The sequence below is a fragment of the Plantactinospora veratri genome (assembly GCF_036421995.1).
Lineage (GTDB): Bacteria > Actinomycetota > Actinomycetes > Mycobacteriales > Micromonosporaceae > Plantactinospora > Plantactinospora veratri.
In genome coordinates this window covers 1-24,683 of the sequence record NZ_JAZGQL010000042.1, presented here as the reverse complement: position 1 = coordinate 24,683, position 24,683 = coordinate 1, and the positions used below count along the sequence as shown (strand labels likewise).

General features: G+C 72.1%; 17 protein-coding genes. 10 read left to right on the top strand and 7 right to left on the bottom strand.

The window, feature by feature from the left end:
* The first annotated feature begins 2 nt into the window (after window positions 1-2).
* Both bsaP and V1634_RS35070 read left to right on the top strand, forming a co-directional pair.
* Window positions 3-203: a biotin synthase auxiliary protein BsaP gene (bsaP, locus tag V1634_RS35075; RefSeq protein ID WP_331211924.1), complete on the top strand. Its 201-nt coding sequence runs from the start codon at window positions 3-5 to the stop codon at window positions 201-203.
* Window positions 204-340: 137 nt separating this feature from the next.
* A complete protein-coding gene (locus V1634_RS35070) occupies window positions 341-574 on the top strand; it encodes a hypothetical protein (RefSeq protein WP_331211923.1) in 234 nt (77 codons plus the stop codon).
* 130 nt (window positions 575-704) lie between these two features.
* On the opposite strand, the gene V1634_RS35065 is transcribed toward V1634_RS35070, so the two are convergent.
* On the bottom strand, window positions 705-1,097 hold the full coding sequence (locus V1634_RS35065; RefSeq protein ID WP_331211922.1) for a hypothetical protein: 393 nt from the start codon (window positions 1,095-1,097) through the stop codon (window positions 705-707).
* Between the two features lie 240 nt (window positions 1,098-1,337).
* On the opposite strand from V1634_RS35065, the gene V1634_RS35060 reads away from it, so the two are divergent.
* From V1634_RS35060 to V1634_RS35045, 4 genes are all read left to right on the top strand, one after another.
* On the top strand, window positions 1,338-6,899 hold the full coding sequence (locus V1634_RS35060; RefSeq protein ID WP_331211921.1) for a pentapeptide repeat-containing protein: 5,562 nt from the start codon (window positions 1,338-1,340) through the stop codon (window positions 6,897-6,899).
* Between the two features lie 84 nt (window positions 6,900-6,983).
* Window positions 6,984-7,658, top strand: coding sequence for a hypothetical protein (locus V1634_RS35055; RefSeq protein ID WP_331211920.1), 675 nt, complete (start codon window positions 6,984-6,986; stop codon window positions 7,656-7,658).
* Window positions 7,655-8,440 carry a methyltransferase domain-containing protein gene (locus tag V1634_RS35050; protein WP_331211919.1) on the top strand — a complete coding sequence of 262 codons (786 nt, stop codon included), beginning with the start codon at window positions 7,655-7,657 and terminating at the stop codon, window positions 8,438-8,440. Before V1634_RS35055 ends, V1634_RS35050 begins: the two co-directional genes overlap by 4 nt.
* A 120-nt stretch (window positions 8,441-8,560) precedes the next feature.
* A complete protein-coding gene (locus V1634_RS35045; RefSeq protein WP_331211918.1) occupies window positions 8,561-10,048 on the top strand; it encodes a TIR domain-containing protein in 1,488 nt (495 codons plus the stop codon).
* Between the two features lie 74 nt (window positions 10,049-10,122).
* Here V1634_RS35045 and V1634_RS35040 read toward each other — a convergent pair whose 3' ends face one another.
* The 5 genes from V1634_RS35040 to V1634_RS35020 form a co-directional block, all read right to left on the bottom strand.
* Complete coding sequence (locus V1634_RS35040; RefSeq protein ID WP_331211917.1) at window positions 10,123-10,284, bottom strand: hypothetical protein; 162 nt, start codon at window positions 10,282-10,284, stop codon at window positions 10,123-10,125.
* A 239-nt stretch (window positions 10,285-10,523) separates the two neighbouring features.
* A complete protein-coding gene (locus tag V1634_RS35035; protein WP_331211916.1) occupies window positions 10,524-11,588 on the bottom strand; it encodes a cobalamin-independent methionine synthase II family protein in 1,065 nt (354 codons plus the stop codon).
* Between the two features lie 180 nt (window positions 11,589-11,768).
* A complete protein-coding gene (locus tag V1634_RS35030; protein WP_331211915.1) occupies window positions 11,769-11,912 on the bottom strand; it encodes a hypothetical protein in 144 nt (47 codons plus the stop codon).
* Window positions 11,913-12,169: 257 nt separating this feature from the next.
* Window positions 12,170-14,626, bottom strand: a complete 2,457-nt coding sequence (locus V1634_RS35025) for a M14 family zinc carboxypeptidase (RefSeq protein WP_331211914.1) — start codon at window positions 14,624-14,626, stop codon at window positions 12,170-12,172.
* Window positions 14,627-15,040: 414 nt separating this feature from the next.
* Complete coding sequence (locus tag V1634_RS35020) at window positions 15,041-15,652, bottom strand: hypothetical protein (RefSeq protein ID WP_331211913.1); 612 nt, start codon at window positions 15,650-15,652, stop codon at window positions 15,041-15,043.
* 366 nt (window positions 15,653-16,018) lie between these two features.
* Here V1634_RS35020 and V1634_RS35015 point away from each other — a divergent pair, with 366 nt between their 5' ends.
* The 3 genes from V1634_RS35015 (at window position 16,019) to V1634_RS35005 (ending at window position 19,280) form a co-directional block, all read left to right on the top strand.
* Window positions 16,019-18,016: a glycoside hydrolase family 3 protein gene (locus tag V1634_RS35015; RefSeq protein ID WP_407951914.1), complete on the top strand. Its 1,998-nt coding sequence runs from the start codon at window positions 16,019-16,021 to the stop codon at window positions 18,014-18,016.
* A 174-nt stretch (window positions 18,017-18,190) separates the two neighbouring features.
* The gene (locus V1634_RS35010) at window positions 18,191-18,496 is read left to right on the top strand and encodes a ribosomal protein L7/L12 (protein ID WP_331211911.1); all 306 of its coding nucleotides are present in this window, start codon (window positions 18,191-18,193) and stop codon (window positions 18,494-18,496) included.
* A 106-nt stretch (window positions 18,497-18,602) separates the two neighbouring features.
* On the top strand, window positions 18,603-19,280 hold the full coding sequence (locus V1634_RS35005) for an SMI1/KNR4 family protein (protein WP_331211910.1): 678 nt from the start codon (window positions 18,603-18,605) through the stop codon (window positions 19,278-19,280).
* A gap of 79 nt (window positions 19,281-19,359) precedes the next feature.
* On the opposite strand, the gene V1634_RS35000 is transcribed toward V1634_RS35005, so the two are convergent.
* A complete protein-coding gene (locus V1634_RS35000) occupies window positions 19,360-22,212 on the bottom strand; it encodes a glycoside hydrolase family 9 protein (protein WP_407951912.1) in 2,853 nt (950 codons plus the stop codon).
* A 771-nt stretch (window positions 22,213-22,983) separates the two neighbouring features.
* Here V1634_RS35000 and V1634_RS34995 point away from each other — a divergent pair.
* Window positions 22,984-24,561 carry an aldehyde dehydrogenase family protein gene (locus V1634_RS34995; protein ID WP_331211909.1) on the top strand — a complete coding sequence of 526 codons (1,578 nt, stop codon included), beginning with the start codon at window positions 22,984-22,986 and terminating at the stop codon, window positions 24,559-24,561.
* The last annotated feature ends 122 nt before the right edge of the window (window positions 24,562-24,683 follow it).

Below are 24,683 nucleotides of genomic sequence, written 5' to 3'. Positions count from 1 at the left end.
CGATGTCGACGGAGACGGTCAACTGGTGCGACCGGTGCGGCGAGGCCGCCGGCACCGGCAGCCATGACGCCTGCCGGGCCGCCCGCGAGCTGGAGCCGCCGCGCTACTGTGCCGCCTGCCGGCGCAGGATGAAGGTGCAGGTGCTCCCCTCCGGCTGGGCGGCGGTCTGCGTCGAGCACGGCGCGACCGCCTCGGCCCGCTGACCTCGCACCGACCCGCGGCGGAACATGCCAACCTGACGCCGGCCGGGTACGTCGTCGTGCTGTCCTGCCGTATCCGTCGGCAAGGAGGGGCATAAAGGCCCTGTTTCGGCGGGCATCGGCGGGCGTATCGTCGTCGTGTGCCGCAAAGAAGCCCGAGCCGCTCCCGGCCGGTCGTCGTACTGGCCGGAGTCGCCGTGGTCGGCTCGATCGCGATGGCGGTCGGGGTCCTGGGCAGCCGCATCTGGGCCGAGGGCTCCTTCGCCGCCATGTGCGTCGGCACGCTGCTCGTGGCCGCCGTCGGCGGCTTCGTCGTCGTGCCTCTACTGAACCGGCTCGCCCCTCGGGCCGGCAGCCATTCGCCGACGGACTGACCCCGGATTCCGGACGGGCCGTTACACCGGTCGGTGCCGACCGGGGGTCGCTCGCTCCTTCCGGACGCCGGCCGCCGTCGACCCACGGGTCAGCTCCGGTGCTGCGTCCACTGCCGCTCGACCTGCTCGGTCAGGGTGCCCGGCCGTCGGTGGGCGTCCCGCCGCCACGCCGCCGGATCAGCCAGCCCAGCGTCGCCCCGGCTCCGGCTCCGCCGCTGGCGAACAGGGCGAGCTGCATGATCTGGTCGGCGGAGAGGCCGGCCCATTTGGACATTCCCATGACCACGACGACCGGCAGCAGGGCCGCGGCGGTGTAGACGACGGCTATCGCGGCCTGGTGCCAGCGCAGCCGGGTGTAGAGCCGGTTCGTCGTCTCGTCCTCGGTCGCCCGGCGCAGGTGGTGGTGCCGAAGTTCGAGTTCGTTCCTCGGCGGCCTGTCGTCGTGCGAGTTCGACCGCCCGCGCCCGACGGCGCTCCGGCCGCGCCGTTCCCGATCGTTGCTGTTGGTCGCCGGAGCGCTCACTGTGCCTCCTCCCGGGGGATCGGAGGTTGTTCTGTAGGGGAGCAACACGTTAAGGCTACGACGAGCAGAGGTGTTGCACAACGTAACCGCGAAGGTCACTTCGCGTGTCCTCTCGCCTGATTACCCCAGACTACGGTCACCCATCCGGGGAGAGCCAGCAAAAACCACCCAGATGGTTGCTCTCTGATGGAGCAAGACGCCGTTACAGTGGAGGAACTCGTCCGGAGGAGGTGTCGGCGTATGGAAAGGCCGGAGCTGACCAAGATCATCGCCGCCCGGATCCGTCGGCTACGCGACGAACGTGGCTGGTCCGCCCGACGGCTCGCCGAGCAGTGTGGAGAGTTCGGCATGCCGTCGCTGTCCCGGAGCACGATCGCCAAGATCGAGGCTGGGCTGCGGGGCATCGACGTCGAGGAACTCCACGTGCTGGCCATGGCGCTCGGGGTCACCTTCGACCAGCTCACCGCCGACACCTCGATCACCGTGCTACACCTTTCCCAGCTGCGGATCGCCCCGGGACAGGCGTTCGGTTCCCCGGTCCGGCCCGGCTTCCACGAGCAGATCCTCCAGGCACTGTGTACGGATCTCGACCTGATGACCCGGGAACTGTCGGGAGCGCGGCCGGATCTGGTCGTGGTCAGCGGTGACCTCGCCGTCACCGGCCGGCCCCGAGAGTTCGACATGGTCAAGACCTTCCTGGAAGGACTCGTCGACCACCTGGGCATCGGGTTCGGCCGGATCGCGATCGTGCCCGGCGAGCACGACGTCAACGAGGCGGCGGCCCGGGCGTACCTGGCGCAGTGCGAGGCCGACGACGTCCCGCCGGTGAAGCCGTACTGGCACAACTGGCGGCACTTCGCCACCCTGTTCGACGCCTGGCCGGAAGACCGGCACCAGGTCGTCCGGATGCAGAAGGAACATCCGTGGAGCCTCTTCGAGCTGCCCGACCTCCGGGTGGCGGTCGCCGGCCTCAACTCCACGATCGACGCCGAGCCGGCCGACTCCGGCGGCGGGCCCGGGCGCATCGGTCCGGAGCAGGCCCAGCAGCTGGCGGAGTCGCTGGCCACCTACGAGGAGCGGGGCTGGCTGCGGATCGGCGTGGTGCACCACGACCCGCACGGCCGCGCCGCGCTGGCGTACGACCGGCTCGCCGACGCCGACCTGCTCGACCGGCAGCTCGGTCAGCGGCTGAACCTCCTGCTGCACGGTAACGGCGACGAGAAGGCGCCGGCCGGCGGACGACTGCGCTCCGGACTGCGTACCTTCGGGCTGGGCGCGGCGCCCGGGCCGGAGGCGGCCGGCCGCTACCAGCTGCTCCGGCTGACCGAGGACGGCCTGGTCCGGCTCGGCCGCCGCTTCGACCGGGAACAGGGCTGCTGGCTGGCCGACCAGGGTGACGCCGTCGAGCCGCCCCGGTGGTCGGAGCCGGTGGCGGTGGCGTGGCACGCCGCCGAGAACACCTTCCCGGTCTCGTCGGCCCATCGGGTCATGGCCCGCTTCGGGGACGGCTGGGCACGGGCCGACTCGGACTGGGAAGAACTCGACTCCCGGCGCCTGCTGCTGGACCAGATCGCCGACGTCTGCGTCGCCCGGCATCCGGGTGCGGTGGTGCACCGGATCAAGGGGCCCTTCCCGTACCTGCGGGTCACCTACGCGGACGGCGGACGGGCCCGGCAACTGCGGATCGGTGCCTGCGTGCGTACCGTCACCGAGCACGACGTGGACACCTTCCTGGAGCAGGTGCACGGCGCCGACCCCGACGTCGAGTCGGAACTCGTCTACCAGGGAACGGAGCCGGCGAAGGCGCTGCGCGACTACGCCCGGCGCCGCAAGGTGCGGCTGCGCAGCTTCCTTCAGTTCCAGGGGTTGCTCGACCTCACCGGTTACCTGCGGGCCCAGGCCGAGACGCTGCTGGCCGACCCCCGCTATCCCCCCGACGGGTACGTCCCGCAGCGGTTCGTGGACAAGACCCACGCCGACGGACGCCGCCGTGACGCCAGGGAGGAGACCCGTGACGACGTCGTCGGGGAGCTGCTGGAGCTGGTCGGCGGCGACGAGGGCCGCTTCATCCTGCTGCTCGGCGACTTCGGGCGGGGCAAGACCTTCGCGTTGCGCGAGCTGAGCCGGCGGATCAGCACCGAGCTGCCGCACGTGCTGCCGATCCTCATCGACCTGCGGGCGTCGGACAAGGCGAACACGCTGGAGGGGCACGTCGCCGCGCACCTGGCGAACCACGGGCACGACAAGATCGACCTGCCGGCCTTCCGGTACATGCTGGACCACGGCCGGATCGTCCTGATCTTCGACGGCTTCGACGAGCTGGTGGCCCGGGCCACCTACGCCCGGGCCGCGGACCACCTGGGTACGCTGCTGACCGCCGCCCGCGGCCAGGCGAAGATCATCGTGGCCAGCCGGACGCAGCATTTCGCCGCCCACTCCCAGGTCGCCACCGCGATGGAGGCGCAGATCGGCAGCCTCCCGCAGCGACGCGTCCTGAGCCTGTCGCACCTCTCCGCCGAGCAGATCCGCACCCTGCTGATCCAGCGGTTCGGCGGGCAGGTCGAGGAGGTCGAGCGGCGGCTGGAACTGCTGGCCGGCATCCCCGGGCTGATGCCGCTGGCCACCAACCCGCGGATGCTCGGCTTCATCGCCGACCTGCCCACCGACCGGCTGCGCGCGGTCTCGGCGGCGAGCGGCACGATCAGCCCGGCCCGGCTCTACGAGGAGATCATCGGCGCCTGGCTCGGTTACGAGGGCGACCGGACCCAGGACATCCGGGGGGTACCGGTCGGCCTGGCCGCCACGGACCTCTTCGAGGCGGTCACCGCGCTGGCGCTGCGGCTGTGGGAGCGCGGCGAGGCGCTGATCCGGATCGAGGAGATCGAGGATCTGGCCGGCACGCTCACCGATCTCGCCGGCCGGCACCTGTCGGCAGAACAGATCACCCACGCCATCGGCGCCGGCAGCCTGCTCATCCGCACCGACGACGGGGTCTTCAGCTTCATCCACGACTCGGTCACCGAATGGCTGGTCGCCCGGCATCTCGCCGACGACCTGGCCGCCGGTCACGCACACGGCGACCGGCTGCACGCCCATCCGCTGTCCCAGCTCACCATCGACTTCCTGTGCGACCTGGCCGAGCCGTCGCTCTGCCGGGACTGGGCGGACAGGGTGCTGAACGACAGCGACGCCACCCCGGCCGCCAGGACCAACGCCGGCCGGATCATCGCCCGGTTCAGCGCGTCTCCCGGGCTCAACCTCCGCTCCGCGCTGCTCAGCGGGCTGCACCTGACCGAGCGGGCGTGGCCGGAGGCGGACCTGACCGACGCCGACCTGACCGGCGCCCGGCTGACGGACATGGTCCTCGCCGGTGCCACCCTGCGCGGGGCCCGGCTGTCCGGGGTGGCGATCGAGGAGAGCGACCTGTCCGGGGCCGACCTGACCGGCGCGAACCTGACCGGTGCCCAGATCGTGGGCAGCAACCTCGCGGGCGCCGACCTGACCGGGGCCGACCTGACCGACGCCCGGATCCTCACCACCGACCTGACCGGCACGGCGCTGGCCGACATCCGGTGGCGCCGCGCGGCGGTGGTGTCCGCGAAGGCCGAACCGGCCGCGCTCGACCGGCTGCGCCGGGCGGGCGCGGTGGTGCTGCCCGGCAGCCCGTTGACCACCGCGGTCCGGCCGGCCGCGCTGGGCGTCCTGTTCGGCTTCGAGGAGGGCCGGCTGCCGCGTCCGGTCGGATACGACGCCGAGGGCGCGCTGCTGGCGATCGGCTGCGAGGACGGCTCGGTGCTGATCTGCGACGCCCGGGACAACCGGCCGTTGCGCACGCTGACCGGGCACGACCGGCGCACGTACGGGGTCAACTTCAGCCCCACCGAGCCGCTGCTGGCCACCGGCGCCCAGGACGGCGTGGTGCGCCTCTGGGACGCGACCACCGGCGAATGCCTGCACGTGCTCTCCCCGCACCGCGAGTGGGTGTGGCCGTTGCTGTTCAACAGCACCGGGACCCTGCTGGCGACCGGCGACTCCGACGGCGTGGTCCGGGTCTGGGACGTCCGGACCGGACAGCTGCGCTGGGAACTGCCCGGCCACCGGGCACCGGTCTGGACCGGGACGTTCAACCCCGACGGCTCGATGCTGGCCACCGGTGACGACGGTGCCGTCGTGCGGCTGTGGGACCTGCGGACCGGCCAACTGCACCAGCGCGTCGAGTCGGAGGAGAAGCTGACGTACTGGATGCGGCACGACCCGGCCGGTACCTGCCTGGCCGGCGGCGCCGAGGACGGGGTGCTACGGCTCTGGGACCCGAGGACGGGCCGGTTGCTGCACCGGCTGACCGGGCACGAGGGTGCGATCTACACCTTCGACTTCCACCCGTCGGGTCGGCGCATCGTCAGCGCCGACGTCACCGGCTCCGTCCGCCGCTGGGACCTGCCGCAGGACGGCGGCCCGCCGGTCGGCCGGGAGTTGGGCCGGCACACCGGGGCCGTCTACCGGGTCTCGTTCAGCCCGCGCGGCACCATGTTCGCCACCGGCGACAGCGACGGTTGGGTGAAGCTCTGGGACGACGAGACCTGCGAGGTCCGCCACGAGTTGGACCGGCACTACGCGTCGGTGTGGCCGATCACGTTCCGCCCGGACGGTGAACGGCTGGTCAGCAGCAGCAACGACTTCACCACCAAGGTGTGGAGCACCCGTACCGGCGAGTCCGCCACCGTGCTGCGCGGCCACGGCCGGCAGATGCGGGCGGTCGCCTTCAACCGGGACGGGTCGCTCCTCGCCACCAGCAGCAACGACGGTTTGGTCCGGCTGTGGGACCCGTACGCCGGAGAGTGCCGGCGGGTGCTGGCCTCCAACCGGATGGACAAGCTGGTCTCCGTCGTCTTCGGCGCCGAGCCGAACCTGCTGGCCACCGCGAGCAACGACGGGCGGGTGTACCTCTGGGACGCGGTGACCGGGGTGGAGGGGCGGCAGCTGGAGATGGCCAGCGACGCGGTCTGGGCCATGGTGTTCAGCCCGGACGGGGACCACATCGCGACGGCCAACGACGACGATTCGGTGCAACTGCTGATCCGCACCACCGGGCGCACCGTCGGTTGGCTGCGCGACTTCCGGGGCCGGGTCCGGGCCCTGGCGTACTCCCCGGACGGCACGACGCTGGCCAGCGGCTCGGACGACGAGCTGGTTCGCCTGCACGATCTGGCGGCCGACCGGGTGCGGGTGCTGCCGCAGGCGCACCGAGGGCGGATCTTCTCCCTGGCCTACCGCCCCGACGGGCGGATGCTCGCCTCGGCGAGTGTCGACGGGACGGTGGTGCTGTGGGACCCGCAGGCGCAGACCAGGCTGCGGGTACTCCAGCCGGGACGGGGCAAGCTGTGGACGACGGCCTTCCATCCCGGCGGGCGGTTCCTCGCCACCGCCGGTGACAAGGAGGTGGTCGACATCTGGGACGTGCAGACCGGCCAGCGGGTGCAGGAGCTGACCGGGCACAGCCGCCGGATCTGGTCGGTGGCGTTCAGCCCGCGCGGCGACCTGCTGGCCAGCGGCAGCACCGACGGGACGGTCCGGCTGTGGCAGCTGGCGCCGGACGGTACGGCCAGGCACCGGTCCACCCTGCTGGGCCTCTCCGACCGGACCTGGGCGGCGTTCACCCCGAACGGGCGGCACAAGTCGGAGGGTGAGGTCTCGGCCGACTTCTGGCATGTGGCGGGCGTGTGCCGGTTCGACATCGGTGAACTCGACCCGTACCTGGCCGATGTGGGCCGGGTGCCCACCGGGGCGCCGCTGCACGACTGAGCCCGGCCTGACGGAACCGCCATCCCGGATGTCGTGCCCTGATTGAACATGAACAATATTTGCGTTCCTGAGGAAGTGACTGCGATGAACTACGCGACGCTGGAGCGGGCGATCCGGACCGGGCCACCCGACCGGGTCGCCGAACTGGTCCGGACCACCTGGCTGGATCCGATCGCCAACGGCGAGTCGATGCTGTCCGCGGTACGCCACCCGCTGGGCTTCGCCTGCCTGCCGGTGCTGCGCGACGGCGCGTACGGGATCTGTGTGCACCTGTTCGGCGAGCGCCGCACACCCGTACGGCTCTCCGTCTCGCCGTTCCACTGCCACAGTTGGGACCTGCTCAGTCACGTCCTCTACGGCGTGGTCGGCAACCAGCACGTGACGGTGGTGCCCGGCAGCACGTACCGGGTCTTCGACACCCGCACCACGGCGACCGGTGACCGGCTGGTCCCGACCGCGCGTACCGTGGACGCCATGGCCGGTGCACCGGACTACTGGACGGCCGGCAGCGCGTACGAGTTGACCGCCGGCCTGTTCCACGCGTCGACAATCGCCGGCGGGGCTCCCGCCGCCACCGTCGTGCTCGGCAGGCACCACCCGGACCGGCCGGACCTGACCCTCGGCGCCCTGGACACGCCCGCGCACCGACTGACCCGGCGGCTGCACAGCCGTACCGAGACGATCTCGCTGGCCCGGACCGCGCTCGACCGGTTGGCGGTGGGCACGGCGGACCGGCTGGTGCCCTCCGGCCGACCGTGACCGGCGGCGGCCCCGCCGCCGCGCGGGAGGCGAACCGCCGCTGCTACGGCGACGGCAGGTCGACCCGGGCCTACCTCGACGACCCGTACCACGCGGTACGCCGCCAGCTCATCGGCGAGGCGCTGATCGACGCCGTCCACCGACTCGACGCCGCCGGGGCCGCCGACGCCCACGGCGGCCCGGCCGGGGCCCCCGGGGCCGGAATCCTGCTGGAACTGGGATCCGGCGCGCAGAGCGTCTTCGACGGGCTGCCCGAACTGCGCCGGCCGACCGTGGTGGCCGACCTGTCCTGGTCGGCCCTGGCGGAGCTGAAGGACGGCCGGCACCACCCGATCCAGTTGGACGTCACCCGGCCGCTGCCGCTGGCCGACCGCTCGGCGGCCGGGGTCGTCGCCGCCGAACTGATCGAGCACCTGTACCACCCCGGGCACCTGCTGGCCGAGATCGCCCGGGTGCTCCGGCCCGGCGGCGCGCTGGTCCTGAGTACGCCGAACCTGGCCACCCTGCAGGATCGGATCCGGTTCCTCTTCGGCCGCTCCCCCCGCCAGATCGATCCGATGCATCGCTACCTGCACCTGCACATCCGCCCGTTCACCGCGCAGTTGCTGGGCCGGATGCTGCGGGCCGCCGGCTTCGTCGACGTGGCGATCAGGTCGAACTACGTCGGCGTCCGCGTCGGGCGGGACCGCTGGCTCCAGTCGCGGCTGCTGGCCCGGCTCTTCCCGGGCCTCGGCGGCTCGCTGGTCGCCACCGCCCGGCGTCCGGCGGCGGACGAAGGCTGACCGGCCCCGGCAGGAACCGGCGCCGGCGACGGGGTGCCGTTCACCATCCGCTCAGCAGACATCGACGTCAATACGGAATGACGTTCACCTGACGGCCGGCGGCCGGGCAGACTTGGCCGTATGACCGCCCAGTTCGGACGCCCCGCCGGTGCGGCTCACTTTCTGATCAGTTATTCACCGGCGGACGAGCGGTGGGCGACCTGGATCGCGTGGGAGTTGGAACTCGCGGGCTACCGGACGATCCTGCAGGCGTGGGATTTCGTACCCGGAACGAACTTCATCGACTTCATGGACCGGGCGATCCGGGAGTCGGCCGCCGTCATCGCGGTGCTGTCGAACAACTATCTCAACTCCCGCTACGGCCGGCTGGAATGGCAGGCGGCGTTCCGGAGTTCGCCGGACGACCCGCAGCGGCGGCTGATCACCGTCCGGATCGAGGACTTCGACCCGGACGGGCTGCTGGCCACCATCACCTACGTCGACCTGGTCGGCGCCGCCGACGAACGGGACGCCCGGCACCGGCTGCTGCGCCGGGTCGGCGAGGCGGTGCGCGGGCGGGCGAAACCCTCGGTGGGGCCCGGGTTTCCGGCAACTCCCGGCCGGCGGCCGGAGCACGCGGCTGCGACCGGTACGCACGACCTGTCGGCCGGGCGGCCACCACCGCAGGTCGCGGCGCACCATCCCCGGCTGCGGGTACGCCATCCGCCGCACTATCCACCGGACCGGCCGGCGACCCGGACCACGAACGCCGAGGTGACGCTGCTGCACCTGCCCGGCCCCCGCTTCGCCCGCCAGCCCGCCGGGGAACCCGTCCCGCACCAGCAGGCCAAGGAGTTGCTCGAAGCGCTCAGCGTCGGCTTCGACCGGCTGGTCGCCGCCGGCGGCACCCGACCGGACGCGCTGCTGATCAGCGGCAACCTGACCGCGGCCGGCGGCATCCGCGAGTTCGACGAGGTACTGACCTTCCTGACCCGGCTGCGCGGCATCCTCGACCTGGACCCGCACCGCGTCGCGGTGGTGCCCGGCCCCAGGGACGTCAACCTCGCGGCCTGCCGGGCCTACTTCGCCAGTTGCGAGGCGGACGAGGTGACACCGCAGCCGCCGTACTGGGACAAGTGGCGACACTATTTTCGGTTCTTCGCCGAACTGTACGACGGGGTGGCCGGGCCAGCATTCGATCGGCATCAGCCGTGGAGCGTGTTCGAGATGCCCGACCTCAATCTGGTGATCGCCGGAATCAATTCGACAATGGCGCTCAGTCATCGGCCGGCCGACCACCACGGGATGGTCGGGGACGCCCAGACGCACTGGCTCACCCGGCGGCTCGACCGGTACCGTTCGGGCGGCTGGCTGACCGCCGGGCTGATCGGCCATCCCGTCGCGGAGGCCGCCCCCGGGGCCGTCCGGGACGCCGGGTCCGTCACGGCACTGCTGGCGCCCCGGCTGCACCTGCTCGTGTCGCCGCCGGCTCCGCACGACCGGGACGCCGGCCGGGTCGGCGCCGGCACCACCCTCATCCGGTTGGCTGCCGCCACGACCGCCGAATCCGGGCTGATCGACAACGCCCGACCGGCCGTGGTCGAAACGATGCCGCTGCCGATCCGGTGAGTGGCCGAGGGCGCACGGTAGGCGTCCTCCCTCCCCCGGGCCGTCAGCCGCCACGCTGTCAGCCGCCCGCACCGTCAGCCGCCGGACGCGGAGCCCCGCTCGGCGAGCAGCAGCAGGTCGGTGACGACGAACCCCGGCAGCGGCAGCGCCTCGGCGTGCCCGGTGCCGGTCAGTACGAAGGTGCCGCCGATCTCGTCCGGCCGCCAGCCGTGTGCGAGGCGTGGTCGATTCGGCAACTACCTGACCACGCTCGGCCGGCCGGCCGGCGACGACCTGGCGCTGCTCGACGAGCTGAAGATGCCGGTCAAGGCGCTTTCGGCGACACTGTGACGATGTCGACGGAGACGGTCAACTGGTGCGACCGGTGCGGCGAGACCGCCTCGGCCCGCTGATCCCCGCACCGCAGATCCGGGCGGTACCCGGTCCCGGCGTTACCAGGTCTCGGGCTCAGCCTCGGGGCGACCCGGCTCCTCGGTCACACCCCCAACCGCTCGGCGGCCAGCGCGGTGCCCTCGATCCGGGCCCGCACCTTGGCCCACGCCGTCTCCCGCGAGGTCGACACGTCGTCGCCGAACGGTGCGAACCCGCAGTCGTCGCAGGTGCCGAGCCGCTCCGGCGGCAGGTGTTCGGCGGCCCGCAGCACCCGGTCGCGGACCTGTTCCGGGGTTTCCACCACCGGATCGATCGGGTCGACGACGCCGACGAAGACCCGCTGCTCCGGGCGTACGTGGGCGGCGATCGTGGCCAGTACCTTGTCGGGCTCGGGCTCGCTGGCCAACTGTACGTAGAAGACGCCGGCCCGCAGCGTGAAGAGGCTCGGCAGCAGGTCGGCGTAGTCGACGTCGGCGCTGTGCGTCGAGTCGCGGTCGCCGCCCGGGCAGGTGTGTACGCCGATCCGGGTCCGCTCCTCCGGGCTGAACCGGTCGAGGACCCGGTTGTTGAGCGCCACGAACGAGTCCAGCACGCCCTTTGACGGGTCGAGCTTGACGGCGAGCCGCCCCTCGGTGAAGTCGAGCTGCACCCGGTGCGCCCCGGCCGCCAGGGCACCGCGGATGTCCGCCTCGGCCTCGTCGGCCAGGTCGTCCAGGAACGCCGCCCGGTCGTACCCGTCGATGCCCTCCGGCGGGTAGAGCAGGCTCAGCGCCGACGGTGCGATCACCGCCTGCTTGACCGGTACGGTCGCGTGCCGCTGCGCGGCCCGCAGGTAGCTCTCGGACCGGGTCGCGTAGCGGAACGGTCCGCCGGTGAGTCTCGGCAGCTGCCGGGTGTGCCCGTCCGCGAACGGGATGACGACACCGTCCGGGGCCAGGTCGTCGAACCCGTCGAGGGGGTACGTGGCAAAGCTCGGCTTGCGTTGTTCGCCGTCGGTGACGACCGGCGAGCCGAGCGCCTCGAACCGGGCGATCGTGTCCCGGACGGCCTCGTCGTAGAGGGTGTCGAGGGTGTCGCGTCCGATCCGGCCGGCGGCGTGGTCGGTGAGGCCGGCGAGCAGGGCCGGTGGTCGGGGCATGCTTCCGATCGGTTCCGTCGGGAGAGCCATGCTTCGAATATTAGCCTATATCGACCTCTCTGGTTCTTCGTCCTTGCTGACTTCCTCTTTGCTTCTCCGTCGTTGCTGGCTTCGCCTTTGCTTCTCCGTCCTTGCGGGCTTCGCCTCCGATCCGCCGACGGTCAACCCGGGCACCCCCCGCCGGGCGGTTCCGTCCCGCCGGCTCCAGGCTCAGTCGGCGGAGCCCCGCTCGGCGAGCAGCAGCAGGTCGGTGACGACGAATCCGGGCAGCGGCATCGCCTCGGCGTCGCCGGCACCGGCACCGGCACCGGCACCGGCCAGTAGGCCTCCGCCCTTTTCCTGATTTCGTGCCATCGCGGCGCGGCTACCGCCCCGGCGGTACTCCGGTCCGCTTCACTTGCCGAGAGTACGACGTCCACGGCTCCGGGCAGGTGCGCACCGGAGCCGGTCGGGGCCGGCGGGTCTGCGAAGCTGCGGGGCAGACCCGCCGGTGCCGACCGGCTCCGGTCCGGGACGGGACAGGGCCCGGGACAGGGGCAGGCCCGGGACAGGGCAGGCCCGGGCGCCGATCGGCACCCGGGCCCCGTACCCAGCCGCTGCGCGGGATCGGGTCAGCGTCGGGCGGCCCAGAGCAGGGCCCGGCCCAACTGCGAGTGCAGCCCCTTGGGGTGCAGCCGGAACGTCGGGTCCGTACCGAAGAGCACCACGCCGTTGCCGCCCGGGCTGACCGTACGGACGATGCTGGCCTGCCCGGCCGCCGCGGCCTGGCCGGTGGTGCCGGCCTCGTTCGCCGCCCACCAGCCGGCGAGCAGCGGGTCGGCGGCGTACGACTGCTCCACCGTGACCCCGGCACCGAGGTCGGTGAACCAGACCGGTTCGTTGATGAACGCGTGCGGGATCGCACCCGCGGTCACCGGCCCGCCCCGGTTGACGATGTTCGCCACCCCGCTGGCCAGGCTGGCCCCGGCGGTGGCGGTGACGCGCAGCAGTCCGGTGGCGTTGCCGAAGCCCGCCCCGGCGGTGCCGAGCCCGACGACCCCGCCGCCCCGGGCCAGGAACGCGTCCAGCGCGGCGCGGTTCTCCGGGGTCAGGCTCGTCAGGTTGACGTTGCTCGCCACCAGCAGGACGTCGACGTCGCCGGTCAACGCCGTGGCCAGGGTCGTCGCGGTGAGCGCGCGGGCTGAGAACCCGGTGTCGAGCAGGGTGTCCCGCTCCTCGACGGTGCCGAGGTAGCCGACCACCACCTCGTCGAGCGGGGTGCCCCGCCAGTGGGCCGGAGCGCGGGTGAAGGTGACCGCGTGTTCGCGGGCCTCGGCCCGCGCCAGCCGGTGGTTGGTCGGGGTACCGGGTACCACGACCGAGCCGTCGGCCAGCCGGTGGACCTTGACGCCCCTGTCCAGTAGGGAGTTGACCGCGAGCAGGTCGGCACCGTCCTGGATGTCCAGTCGCAGGTCGACGTGGCCGCTGGGCAGCTCACCGTCGGCGGTGCCGTCGTAGGTCCGCCCGAGGCGTACGTCGGGGAGGCGGTTCCACAGGGTGTCGACGGTGGCGCCCCAGGTCAGCCCCTGGCTCCAGGCGGCCGGGCCGGCGTAGAGGTCGTCCACCCGCCCGGTGAGGTCGATGCCGGGTTCGAGCAGGGAGTTGACCAGGCCGCGCTTGGGCTGGTGCATGTCGATGACGTACGACCCGGCCAGGTAGGACCTGCCGTTGGCCCGGAAGTCCTGCTTCGCCTGCCAGACCCGACCGCCGCTGCCGACCAGCAGGTCGACCAGGCGGGCCGCGGCGGGCTCGGAGTGCTGGCCGGGGCCGGTCGGGATCACGTACCCCCGGGGGAAGGTGGTGCGGTAGTCGTCCTCCGGTCCCCAGCCCGGCACGTACCCGTCCGGGATGTCGCGCAGCGGCTCACCGGCCCAGCCGCGCCGGTAGACCTCGGCCTGGTCGTGGATCACCTGGTCGCGGTGTTCCTGGATGTACCGCAGCGAGGTCTTGATCGCCACCTCGTGGACGTCGGTGTTGATGCCGGAGCGGCGTACCTTCTCCTCCGGGGTGAGGTTGCCGCGCGGGTTCAGCGGCGCCTCGATGGTGTACGGGATGCTGCTCTGCAACATCGCGAACGACGGTACGTAGATCGGCGGGAAGTCGTCCCAGACGCCCGGCTCGTCGTCCCGGAACGGGATCCGGGCGCGCTGGGTCTCCGGGTAGCCGAGGTCGCGCAGCCCCTCCTCGATCGCCAGCGCGTTCGGCAGGCCGTGCTTGATGTAGAGGTCGTACTCGTTGTTGACGTTGTGCGGCGGGGTGCTCGGGTGCAGCAGCGTCGGGTTGACGTACCCGTGCAGGTCGAGCGTGATGATCGGCTTGGTGTCGACGATCAGCTCGCGGATCAGGTTGGTCTCCGGTTGCGCGACGATGGTCAGGTCGCGGTTGAGGTCGTAGCCGGCCGCGTTCTGCCGGGTGCCGGCGATCCGGCCGTCGGGGTTCGAGGTGATGTTGAAGACCAGCCGGTTCCGCTTCAGCAGCGTGCCGACCGCCGGGTCGGTGCTGGTGGCGTACTCCTCGATGACCCGCAGCGCGGCGTCGGTGCCCTCCCACTCGTTGCCGTGGATGTTGGCGTTGACGAAGAGCGGGGTCTTGTAGTCGCGGAGCAGCCGGCGGTCGTTGCGGGCCCTGACCGGCTCCTCCTCGATGAGGCGCTTCCACTCCTCCTGCTGGCGCGCCTCGGCGCGGCTCTCCGGCGCGGTGACGGTGACCGCGTAGAGGTCGTGGCCGCCGGAGGACTTTCCGGCCACCCGGGCGGAGACCCGGTCGCTGGCCTTCTGCAGCGCGTTCAGCTTCGGCGCGATCTCGTCGTACGGCGTGACGCCGATCGGGATCGACGCGTCGTTCGGGTTGTCCGGCCAGACCGGCAGCACGTTCTGCCGGGGGTAGCCCTTGATCTCGTGCAGGTCGACGGGGCGCGGCGGCACGGCCGGCAGCGCGGAGGCGGCCGCCGGGCCGGTCCAGACCGCCGTGCCGAGCAGCGCGGCGGCGACCGCCGCGGCGGCGAGCCGATGACGGGGACGTCTGAGCATGAAGGAGAGTACTCCTGTCGGGAGAGGGGGAATTCACCGCGCGGACGGACGCCACCGCGGGGCCGGAGACCCACGGTTCGGGGCACGCCGCCGGTGCGGCGGAACGGAGATGGAGCCCGGCGTCAGAGGGACGGTCGACAGGCGGCGCTGGCGACGCGCAGCAGGTCGATGTGACCCCGCCTGGTCAGGAGGGCGCTTCGCACAAAGTAGATCTTGATCGAGCATCGACGCGGTGTCAACCGTCGATCCACACCGTGCGACGGACGTCTCCGTACGCCACACCGGGCCGCCGCGCCCACCCCCGGTCCGCACCTGCCCACCCCCGGTCCGCCCGACCCGGACCGGCGACACCCGGGCGATGGACTCGGGCCGGTGGCCGGAGCCGGCGGACCGGAGGTACGGCGCGTCGGCCGGTCAGCCCCCGGTCGGTACGGGCAGCAGGTCCTGGTGCCGGACGGTGTAGTCGCCTCGGGTGACCGGGGCGAACGGACCGGGTCCCATGCAGGTGCCCACCCCCGCCTCGACCCACTCCCCGTTCTCGTCCTGCTCGCCGTTCACCACCGACCAGGAGAAGCCCATCCGGTCGGTGCCGTGCCGGCCCGCGTCGTAGACGCTGAAGCCGAGGCGCTTGCCGACCCAGTCCCGCACCGGCTCGTCCGCCTCGGTGACCACCGCCGTCAGGGTGGCGACGCCGGGCCCGGTCGCCAGGCAGTCGACCCGGGCCGCAATCCTGATCGTGACGCCCGCCTCGGCCACCCGGTGCGAGATGCGTACCGTCCCGGTCGCGTCGGTGGGCAGGCCCTCCGGCGCTCCCGGCATCGGCCGACTGTACGGCGTACCGACGGCGTCGAAGGTGAACGACCGGACGTCGCTGTCCGGCCAGTACGGCAGCCGGATCTCCGCCGAGCCCGTCACCCGGGCCACCGGTCCCGGCGGGGACGCGGGCGCGGCGGACGCTCCCGTCCCGGTCGCCACGATCGCGGCCGCTGCCGCCGCCACGGCGATGCGCCTTCCTGTCGTCCTCATTGTCTCCTCCTCGTTCCCGCCCGTCCGGGCGTTCGAGGTCCACGGTGCCCGGGCCGGCGGTCCGGCACCTCCCTCCCGGGAGCCAGCGCCACCCCCCGGTCGGGGTAGCACCGGGGGTACGTCACCGAGGTCGGTCGCCCCGTCCGTCGCACCGGTGGCGAACTGGTGCAGCACCTCCGGGTCAACCGTGAACTGGGGGGTGAGCAATCACCAAGGTGCCCGGCAATAATGGACAAAATCGAGCATAAACACCCGGATAGAGCGCTCTCTCGCAGCAAGCTTTACCGTTCGATATTGACGTTGCCTTATCGACACCGGGAGGATCGGGCCTGGCGCGTACCCCGATCGGTCCTGGGAGGGCATTTCATGCGTCCACACTGGCGAATCCGAACCCCAATGATAACGATGCTCACCGGCCTGCTGGTCCTCTCGCTGCTGCCCCCCGGCACGGCCGCCGCGGCCCCCGCTGACGCCGCCTCCGTGGCCGGGCACGGCGGGAAGCCCGACTACCGCAACCCGAGGCTGCCGATCGACCGGCGGGTCGACGACCTGCTCCGCCGGATGACCCTGGAGGAGAAGGTCGGCCAGATGGCCCAGGCCGAGCGGCTCGCGGTCGACGCCGACCCGACGCTGGTCGCCCAGTGGGGCCTCGGCTCGCTGCTCTCCGGCGGTGGTTCCGTCCCCACCCCGAACACCCCGGAAGCCTGGCTGTCGATGATCAACAACTTCCAGCGGCAGGCGATGAGCACCCGGCTGGGCATCCCGATCATCTACGGCGTCGACGCGGTGCACGGGCACTCCAACGTCTACGGCGCGACCGTCTTCCCGCACAACATCGGTCTCGGCGCGACCCGCAACCCGGAACTCGTCCGGCAGATCGGCAAGGCCACCGGCGAGGAGGTGAAGGCCACCGGCATCCCGTGGAACTTCGCCCCCTGCCTCTGCGTCTCCCGGGACGAGCGCTGGGGACGGGCCTACGAGGCGTTCAGCGAGGAACCGAAGCTGGTCGGCGAGATGAGCAGCTACGTCGACGGGCTGCGCGACGCCGGTGTGCTCGCCACCGTCAAGCACTACGCCGGGGACGGCGACACCGAGTACGACCAGGCCGCCGCCGACGCCAACGAGAGCCTCCCGCCCGGCTCCCAGCGGTACGTCATCGACCAGGGCGTCACCGTCACCACCCGGGCCGACTTCGCCCGGACCAACCTCGCGCCGTTCTGGACCGCACTGCGTCGGCACGACGTCGACAGTGTGATGCCCTCCTTCTCCAGCGTGGACTGGATCGAGGACGGCGTCGGCAACCCGGTCAAGATGCACGCGCACAAGGAACTGCTCACCGACGTGCTCAAGGGGGCGCAGCGGTTCAAGGGCTTCGTCATCTCGGACTGGGAGGGCATCCACCAGATCCCCGACCCGGACGAGCCGACCGTGGCCGGGCTGACCGCCCACAAGGTGCGGACCTCGGTCAACGCCGGCATCGACATGTTCATGGTGCCGAACAACGCCAAGCAGTTCATCGACCTGCTCCTCGCCGAGGTACGGGCCGGCCGGGTCAGCCAGGCCCGGATCGACGACGCGGTACGCCGCATCCTGCGGGCCAAGTTCGAGATCGGTCTCTTCGAGCGCCCGTACGCCTCCGCCGACGACCTCGACGAGGTCGGCAGCCGCGAGCACCGGGCACTGGCCCGGCGGGCGGTGGCCGAGTCGCAGGTGCTGCTGAAGAACAGCGACCGGGCGCTGCCGCTGCGCAAGGACGCGAAGATCTACGTCGCCGGCCGCAACGCCGACGACATCGGCAACCAGGCCGGTGGCTGGACGATCACCTGGCAGGGTGCCTCCGGCGACATCATCCCGGGTACCACCATCCTGGAGGGGATCCGTGAGGTGGCGCCGCGTGCCAAGGTCACCTACAGTGCGGACGGCTCCGCTCCGACCGCCGGCTCGGACGTCGCCGTCGTCGTGGTCGGCGAGACGCCGTACACCGAGGGCTTCGGTGACGTCGGCGGCCCGGAGTGCACCTGGTGCACGACGCCGCAGCAGGAGGAGAAGTCGCTCTCCCTCCAGCCCGGTGACAAGGCGGTCGTCGACAAGGTCTGCGGGGCGATCGACACCTGCGTGGTGCTCGTCGTCTCCGGCCGGCCGCAGGTGGTCACCGACCAGCTCGGTCAGATGGACGCGCTGGTCGCCTCCTGGCTGCCCGGCAGCGAGGGTGCCGGCGTGGCCGACGTGCTCTTCGGGCGGCGCCCGTTCACCGGCAGGCTCTCGGTGAGCTGGCCGCGCAGCGAGGCGCAGGTGCCGATCAACGTCGGCGACCGGAACTACCGCCCGCTCTTCCCGTACGGGTACGGCCTGCGCACCCGCTGACGACCGGATCGACGAGGCCCCGCCGCCGGCACCCTGCCTCGGGTACCGGCGGCGGGGACGTCCACCCCGGACGGTCCTCGCCGGCCGGACGGGCGACACGCGCGGTCACCGGCGACACGGCCCCGCGCTGACCTGTCGGGGAAACTCCCACGTCACCTGCTTGAATACCGTGCCATGGATTCCTGGTTGATTCTCGTCGTCGCCGTCCCACTCCTCGTGCTGGTGATGACGGAGTTGTCGTCGGCCGGCCGGCGCCAGCGGGAGACCGCCGCCCGGCTCCGCCGGGTCGAGGCCAAACTCGACGTGGTCATGGGGCATCTCGGCCTCGCCCTGCCCGAGCCGGCGCTGCCGGAGGTGCTGGCGCAGCTCGAGCGGGGGCAGAAGATCGCGGCCGTCAAGGCGTACCGGGAGGCCACCGGCGAGGGGTTGCGGGAGGCGAAGGAGGCGGTGGACCGACTCGCCGCCGAGCGCGGACTCTGACCGGCCCCGAGCCATGATGGACCGGCCGGACCACCGACGGGCAGGGCCCGGGTGCCACCACAGAGTGGCCGGAAATCCGTCGGACCGCCCCGATAGGGTCCGGCCCGTGACGAACATCGACTGGTCCGGGGTGCGCGGCCGGGTGGCCGCGCTCTCCGCTACGCCCGAGGCCGAGGTCTTCGGCGCCAACGGCCACCGGTGGCTACTCGAACCGCCCCTCCAGCCGGCCGAGCTGGCGGAGTTGGAGGAGCAGCTCGGCGTACGGCTGCCGGACGACTACCGCGACTTCCTGCTGGCGGTGGGCCGGGGCGGCGCCGGCCCGTACTACGGGCTGTTTCCGCTGCGGCGGGTGGACGGCCGCTGGCGCTGGGAGGGTGACGGCGCGGACCTCACCGAGACCGGCACCCTCGCCGAGCCGTTTCCGCACACCGGCCCGTTCAACCCGGCGGCCGACCTGCCGGAGCCGCCGGACGAGGAGGACTTCGGCAGCGTCGAGGAGTTCAACGCGGCCGAGGACGCCTACTGGGAACTGCACGACCGGGTGGCGTACGACCCGAAGCACACCGTGGGCAGCGTCTACCTGTGCCACCTCGGCTGTGCGTACCGGCAGATGCTGGTGGTCAGCGGCCCGGAGCGCGGCACGATGTGGGCCGACGACAGCGCCGACGACGGCGGCTTCAGCCCGCTGGCCGGCCCGCACGGCGAGCGGGTCGGCTTTGCCCGGTGGTATCTCGACTGGCTCGACGAGGCGACCGCGAAGGCCCGGGAACCGCTGCACGGATAGCCCGTGCACCGGACCGGGGCCGTCGGGCAGCCTGCTGGTACCGCCCGACGGCCCCGGCGGGGACCGGCCAAGGGACGGATCAGCCGGTCGCGCAGGCCACGCCGTTGAGGGTGAACGACGTTGGCCGGGGGTTGCTGCCGGTGTGTGTGCCGTTGAATCCGAAACTGGTCGAGGCGCCCGGGGCGAGCGTGCCGTTGTAGTCGACGTTGGTGGCGGTGACCGCCGTACCGGACTGGGTCACGGTCGCCGACCAGGCCTGGCTGATCCGTTGGCCGGCGGCGAAGGCGAAGGCGAGCGTCCAGCCGTTCACCGCGCTCGTCCCGGTGTTGGTGATCGTGATGGTGCCGCTGAACCCGGTACTCCAGTCGTTGCCGGTCCAGCCGATCCGGCAGCCGCCGGCCGGTGCGCTCGGGGTGGTGACCGAGACCGGTGCCGACGCCGCCGAGACGTTGCCGGCCGCGTCCACCGCGACCACGTAGAACTGGTACGTGCTGCCGGCCGTCAGCCCGCTGACCGGGAACGTGGGCGTGCTCGGCGAGCCGAGCAGGGCATCGGTGGCGCCGCCCTCCCGGTAGACCCGGTAGCCGGTGACGCCAACGTTGTCGGTCGGGGCGGTCCAGCTCAACGTGGCTCCGGCCGCCGTCACCGCCGAGGCGGTCGGGGTGCCGGGCGTACCCGGTGGGGTGGTGTCGCCGGTCCCGGCCGGACTGGTGGTCACCGAGACCGGCGAGGACGCCGTGGAGCGGTTGCCGGCGGCGTCCCTGGCCACCACGTAGAACTGGTACGTCGTCTCGGCGACCAACCCGGTCACCGCGAAGGTCGGCGTGGCCGCCGAGCCGAGCAGGAGGTCGCTGGCGCCGTTCTCCCGGTAGACGTCGTAGCCGGCGATCCCGACGTCGTCCGTGGCGGCGGTCCAGTTCAGGGTGGCACCGGTGGCGGTCACCGTGGCAGCGGTGGGGGTGCCGGGCGCGCTCGGCGCGGTGCTGTCCGGTGCGGCCGGTGCCGGTTCGGCGCCCCAGATCAGCGAGCCGCCCTCGTAGAGCGCCACCTTCGGGTTCGGCCCGGCGGCGGCCTGGTACGACGGGTCGTTTGTCGGATCCCAGGTGCCGCCCTCGGGTACGCCGATCTTGAACTGCACCTCCATCCGGTGCGCCGACTGGCCGGCCGGGGCGATGGTGTAGCCGGAACAGTCGACCTCGACGTACCAGATGTCGCCGGAGAGCTGCCGGGCGGCCGTCGGCGCCGGGCAGCCCTGGGTGTAGCCGCTGGTCACCTGGATCGCGCTGCTCCCCTCGGGCCGGAAGTAGTACCGGAAAGCGGAGTCGGTCAGCGCCCGGGCCGGGAAGGCGGACTTGTTGTAGACGATCGCCTTGATCCCGGTGGCCCTCGGCTCGGCCTGCATCACCGTGGTCTCCACGGTGATCTCGTCGATGTCCGGCCGCTCGGTCGGCGGGAAGCCGGCCAGCGGCGAGCCGCCGTACTCGGAGACGAGCCGGGCCAGCGCGGAGGTGAGCCCGGCGTTGTAGTCGGTGGCGACCTCGTTCATCACGTAGTCGCTGCGACTGTCGGTGTACGCGTCGTTCGGCGCGGAGGGGCCGCCGACCAGGGCCCCGTAGAGGGTGTGCCGGGTCGCCTCCGGCACCTGCATGCTGTCCCACCAGGAGCCGTGCGCGGTGCGGTGGTGCGGGTTCTTCGGCGGGTTGGCACCAAAGCCGATCATGTAACTGGAGTTGCGCGGGTTGTCGCCGAGGGCGTAGTTGATCTGCCGGACCGCGAAGTCGTGGTAGCGGGTCTTCCGGGTCGCGTCGGTGGTCTTGTCGCTGTAGACGAGCGCCGCGAACGCGGTGTTGGCGGCGTACCGCAGCGCGCCCCAGGTGTCCAGCACCGCCATCCCGCCCGGCGAGGTACGCACCTTCTCCCCGTTCACCCCGACGGTCCAGTAGTCGAGCCAGCGGTTGGCGTCGTCGACGTACTTCTGCTTCCCGGTCAGGTTGGCCAGCAGCACGTACGCGCCGAACTGCTTGTTGTCCCAGGCCACCGTCCACTTGTAGAGCCGGTTGCTCTGCTGCGGCTCGGTGCCGAGCCGGTCGTACTCGCTCTCGGCCTTGGTCAGGTAGCTGGCGTCCCCGGTGGCCCGGTAGAGCCAGATCGCCCCCCAGACCAGTTCGTCCTGGTAGCCGCTCCAGGACCGGTAGAAGTTCGTCACGTCGGTGATGCACTCGTGGTAGGCCCGGCGCACGGTGTCGGCGAAGCTGTAGAGCTGGCGGGCGTGCGTGACCAGCCGGTCCGCGTAGGCCGGGTCGGTGGGCCGGAAGACCATCGAGGAGGCGGCCATCGCCGCCGCCGTCTCGCCGGCCAGGTCCGAGCCGCCACAGCTCGCGTCGATTTTGTACGCCGGCCGCGCCATCGGCAGCACCTCGGCCGGTCCCCACCACTTGTGGTCGTCGTCGCCCTTGCCGACCTGTCCGTAGAGGACGTTCGCCGAGGGGTGCGCCTTGATGAAGTAGTCGTTGACGAAGCGCAGGTTGTTGAGCAGGTGCGGGAGCTGCCCGGAGGCCTGGTATCCGCTGCGGTACTCGACGGCGCCCCAGGCCAGCATGGTGGCGCTGAAGGCCATCGGGAAGCCGAACTTGACGTGGTCGCCGGCGTCGTACCAGCCGCCGGTGAGGTCGAGCCGGACGTCGGAGCCGTCGGTCAGCGCCGAGTCGCCGCGCCAGGAGACCCGGTTCCAGTCGGGCAGCGCGCCGGACTGCTGGGCCTCGTAGAAGTAGAGCGACTTCTGGAGCGCCTCGGCGTAGTTGACGGCTGGGGCGGCGGCCGGCGCCGGTCCGGCCCCGGTCGTCGTGCCGGCGGGCAGGATGGCGGCGGCCGGGGCGGCCCCGGTCAGGACCAGCGCGGCGGCGGCCGCCAGCGCCGTGGCGCCGGCGGTCACCGCCCGGAGGTACCAGCGGCCCGGCCGCTGGCCGCGGTCGGGCCGCTGCCGGCCGTCTGGTCGCTGCCGACCGTCGAGGCGTTGCCGGGCGCCTGGTTTGGGCCGGGGACCAGGCCGGGGACGTTGCCCGTTCGGCCGGGCCGGGGCGATGCGGTCGCGCACTAGAATTGCTCCTGTCCGTGGAGCCGCGCGCGGCGACGCGTAGCGGAGGACACGAGGGGCGGATGTGGGCGCATCCGCCCCTCTCCCTGCGCGGTGCACGACGCGGGTGCTGGGCCTGGGAAAACCGTGCTGCGGTGGTGCCGGTGCGAGGGGGTGGATCTCGGTCCATCGGAACCCCGGGAGCGCTCCCATGGATAGCCAACAATGTAACCGCGCCATTGCCGGTTTGTGAAGGACCCAAACCGGCGACACCGGCGACGGCACACCGAGCACCCGGTCGCCGGGAAGTCTATAGGAAAGCCCTTTCCTACCCGTTGACGATACTCACACCATCCAGCTCTCTCGATGGGAGTGCGACGTTCTCCCAGCTCAGGGTGCTGAGTAACGACTCAGCCCGGCGGAGATCGGGGCCAACTGGCGGAACCCGCGTCCTGGGATACGAGCGTACGGTTGCCGCCGCCGCGCGGCCCGGGAGAAGGTACGGCCAGATCAGGGAGACAAAACCCCAGATCAGCGGTGCCATCGACGCCGCCGCGCGCTGATCGTTCCGGCCGCTGGCAAGCCTGCACATCGACGGGTCAGCCGGCCGACAACTCCGAGGAGACAGCGATGGCACTGCGCCTTGCCGACCGCACCACCTGGCCGGAGACCCTGGCCCGGGCGGTCCACGCGACCCCCGAAGCGTTCACCCACGACACCGACCGGTCCGGCGGCACCGTCACCCTGCGCAACCTGGTCGAAGGTGCCTGGCAGTCCCTCGGTACGCCGAGCCCGGTGCGTACCCCGGTGGACAACACCGTGCTGGTCGACCTCGCCCGGCTGGACGCGGAGTCGGCCCGGGCCGCCGTCGCGTTCGCCGCCGACGAGCACCGCGACTGGGCCGCCACCCCGCTGCCCGACCGCAAGGCCCGGGTCGTCGAGGCCCTCGACGCGCTGACCGGGCACCGGGACCTGCTGGCCCTGCTGCTGGTCTGGGAGATCGGCAAGCCGTGGCGACTGGCCTGCGCCGACGTGGACCGGGCCCTGGACGGCGTGCGGTGGTACGTCGAGGAGATCGACCGGATGCTGGCCGACGGCCGGGAACCGCTGGCCGGTCCGGTCAGCAACATCGCGAGCTGGAACTACCCGATGAGCGTGCTGGTGCACGCCGAACTGGTGCAGTTGCTCGCCGGCAACGCGGTGATCGCCAAGACGCCGTCCCAGGGCGGTGCCGTCTGCCTCACCGTGGCGCACGCGCTGATGCGCCGGGCCGGGCTGCCCGCCACCCTGCTCAGCGGCGGCGGCGAGGAACTCTCCGAGGTGCTGGTCCGGGCACCCGAGATCGGCGCGGTGGCCTTCGTCGGCGGCCGCTCCAACGGTGGCAAGGTCGCCGCCGCGCTGCTCGACACCGACAAGCGGCACATGATCGAGCAGGAGGGGCTGAACGCCTGGGGCATCTGGGAGTTCTCCGACTGGGACAATCTCGCCAAGCACCTGAAGAAGGGCTTCGAGTACGGCAAGCAGCGCTGCACCGCGTACCCGCGCTTCGTGGTGCAGCGGGAACTCGTCGACCAGTTCCTCGACATGTACCTGCCGGTGGTCCGCTCCGTCCGGTTCGGTCACCCGCTGGCGGTCGACGAGGACTGGGCCGAGGGCGACCCGCTGCCCGACCTCGACTTCGGCCCGCTGATCAGCGCCGCCAAGGCCGACGAGTTGCGCCGCAAGGTCGACGAGGCGGTACGGGGCGGAGCCGTGCCGCTGTACCGGGGGCGGCTGGCCGGGGCGCCGTTCCTGGCCGGCCAGGACACCTCGGCGTACGTGGCCCCGTCGGTGCTGCTGGCTCCGCCCGGCCGGTCCCGGCTGATGCACACCGAGCCGTTCGGCCCGGTCGACACCATCGTGGTGGTGGACACCCCCGACGAACTGCTGGCCGCGATGAACGCCAGCAACGGCGCCCTGGTGGCCAGTCTCGCCTGCGACGACGAGGAGACGGCGGCGAAGCTCGCCGTCGACCTCCAGGCGTTCAAGGTCGGCATCAACCGGCCCCGGTCCCGGGGTGACCGGGACGAGCCGTTCGGCGGCCGGGGCGCCTCCTGGAAGGGCGCCTTCGTCGGCGGCGACCTGCTGGTGCAGGCCGTCACCGTCAACTCCTCCGCGCAGCGGCTGTACGGCAACTTCCCGGACTACACCAGCTATCCGGCCAGCTGAGCACCCGGGTCGGCCGGCCGACCGGTCCGGAATAGGGGCCCCTCCGGCCGTCCTACCGGAGGGGCCCCTTCCCTCTCGCCCCAGTAAGGCGGTTCCGCCGGTCCGGTCCTGCACCAGGACCG

Coding starts and splice junctions, on each gene's coding strand:
- V1634_RS35045 (WP_331211918.1), top strand. CDS start 8,561: ATGACCGCCCAGTTCGGACGCCCCGCCGGTGCGGCTCACTTTCTGATC.
- bsaP (WP_331211924.1), top strand. CDS start 3: ATGTCGACGGAGACGGTCAACTGGTGCGACCGGTGCGGCGAGGCCGCC.
- V1634_RS35015 (WP_407951914.1), top strand. CDS start 16,019: ATGCGTCCACACTGGCGAATCCGAACCCCAATGATAACGATGCTCACC.
- V1634_RS35060 (WP_331211921.1), top strand. CDS start 1,338: ATGGAAAGGCCGGAGCTGACCAAGATCATCGCCGCCCGGATCCGTCGG.
- V1634_RS34995 (WP_331211909.1), top strand. CDS start 22,984: ATGGCACTGCGCCTTGCCGACCGCACCACCTGGCCGGAGACCCTGGCC.
- V1634_RS35030 (WP_331211915.1), bottom strand. CDS start 11,912: ATGGCACGAAATCAGGAAAAGGGCGGAGGCCTACTGGCCGGTGCCGGT.
- V1634_RS35020 (WP_331211913.1), bottom strand. CDS start 15,652: ATGAGGACGACAGGAAGGCGCATCGCCGTGGCGGCGGCAGCGGCCGCG.
- V1634_RS35025 (WP_331211914.1), bottom strand. CDS start 14,626: ATGCTCAGACGTCCCCGTCATCGGCTCGCCGCCGCGGCGGTCGCCGCC.
- V1634_RS35010 (WP_331211911.1), top strand. CDS start 18,191: ATGGATTCCTGGTTGATTCTCGTCGTCGCCGTCCCACTCCTCGTGCTG.
- V1634_RS35035 (WP_331211916.1), bottom strand. CDS start 11,588: ATGGCTCTCCCGACGGAACCGATCGGAAGCATGCCCCGACCACCGGCC.
- V1634_RS35055 (WP_331211920.1), top strand. CDS start 6,984: ATGAACTACGCGACGCTGGAGCGGGCGATCCGGACCGGGCCACCCGAC.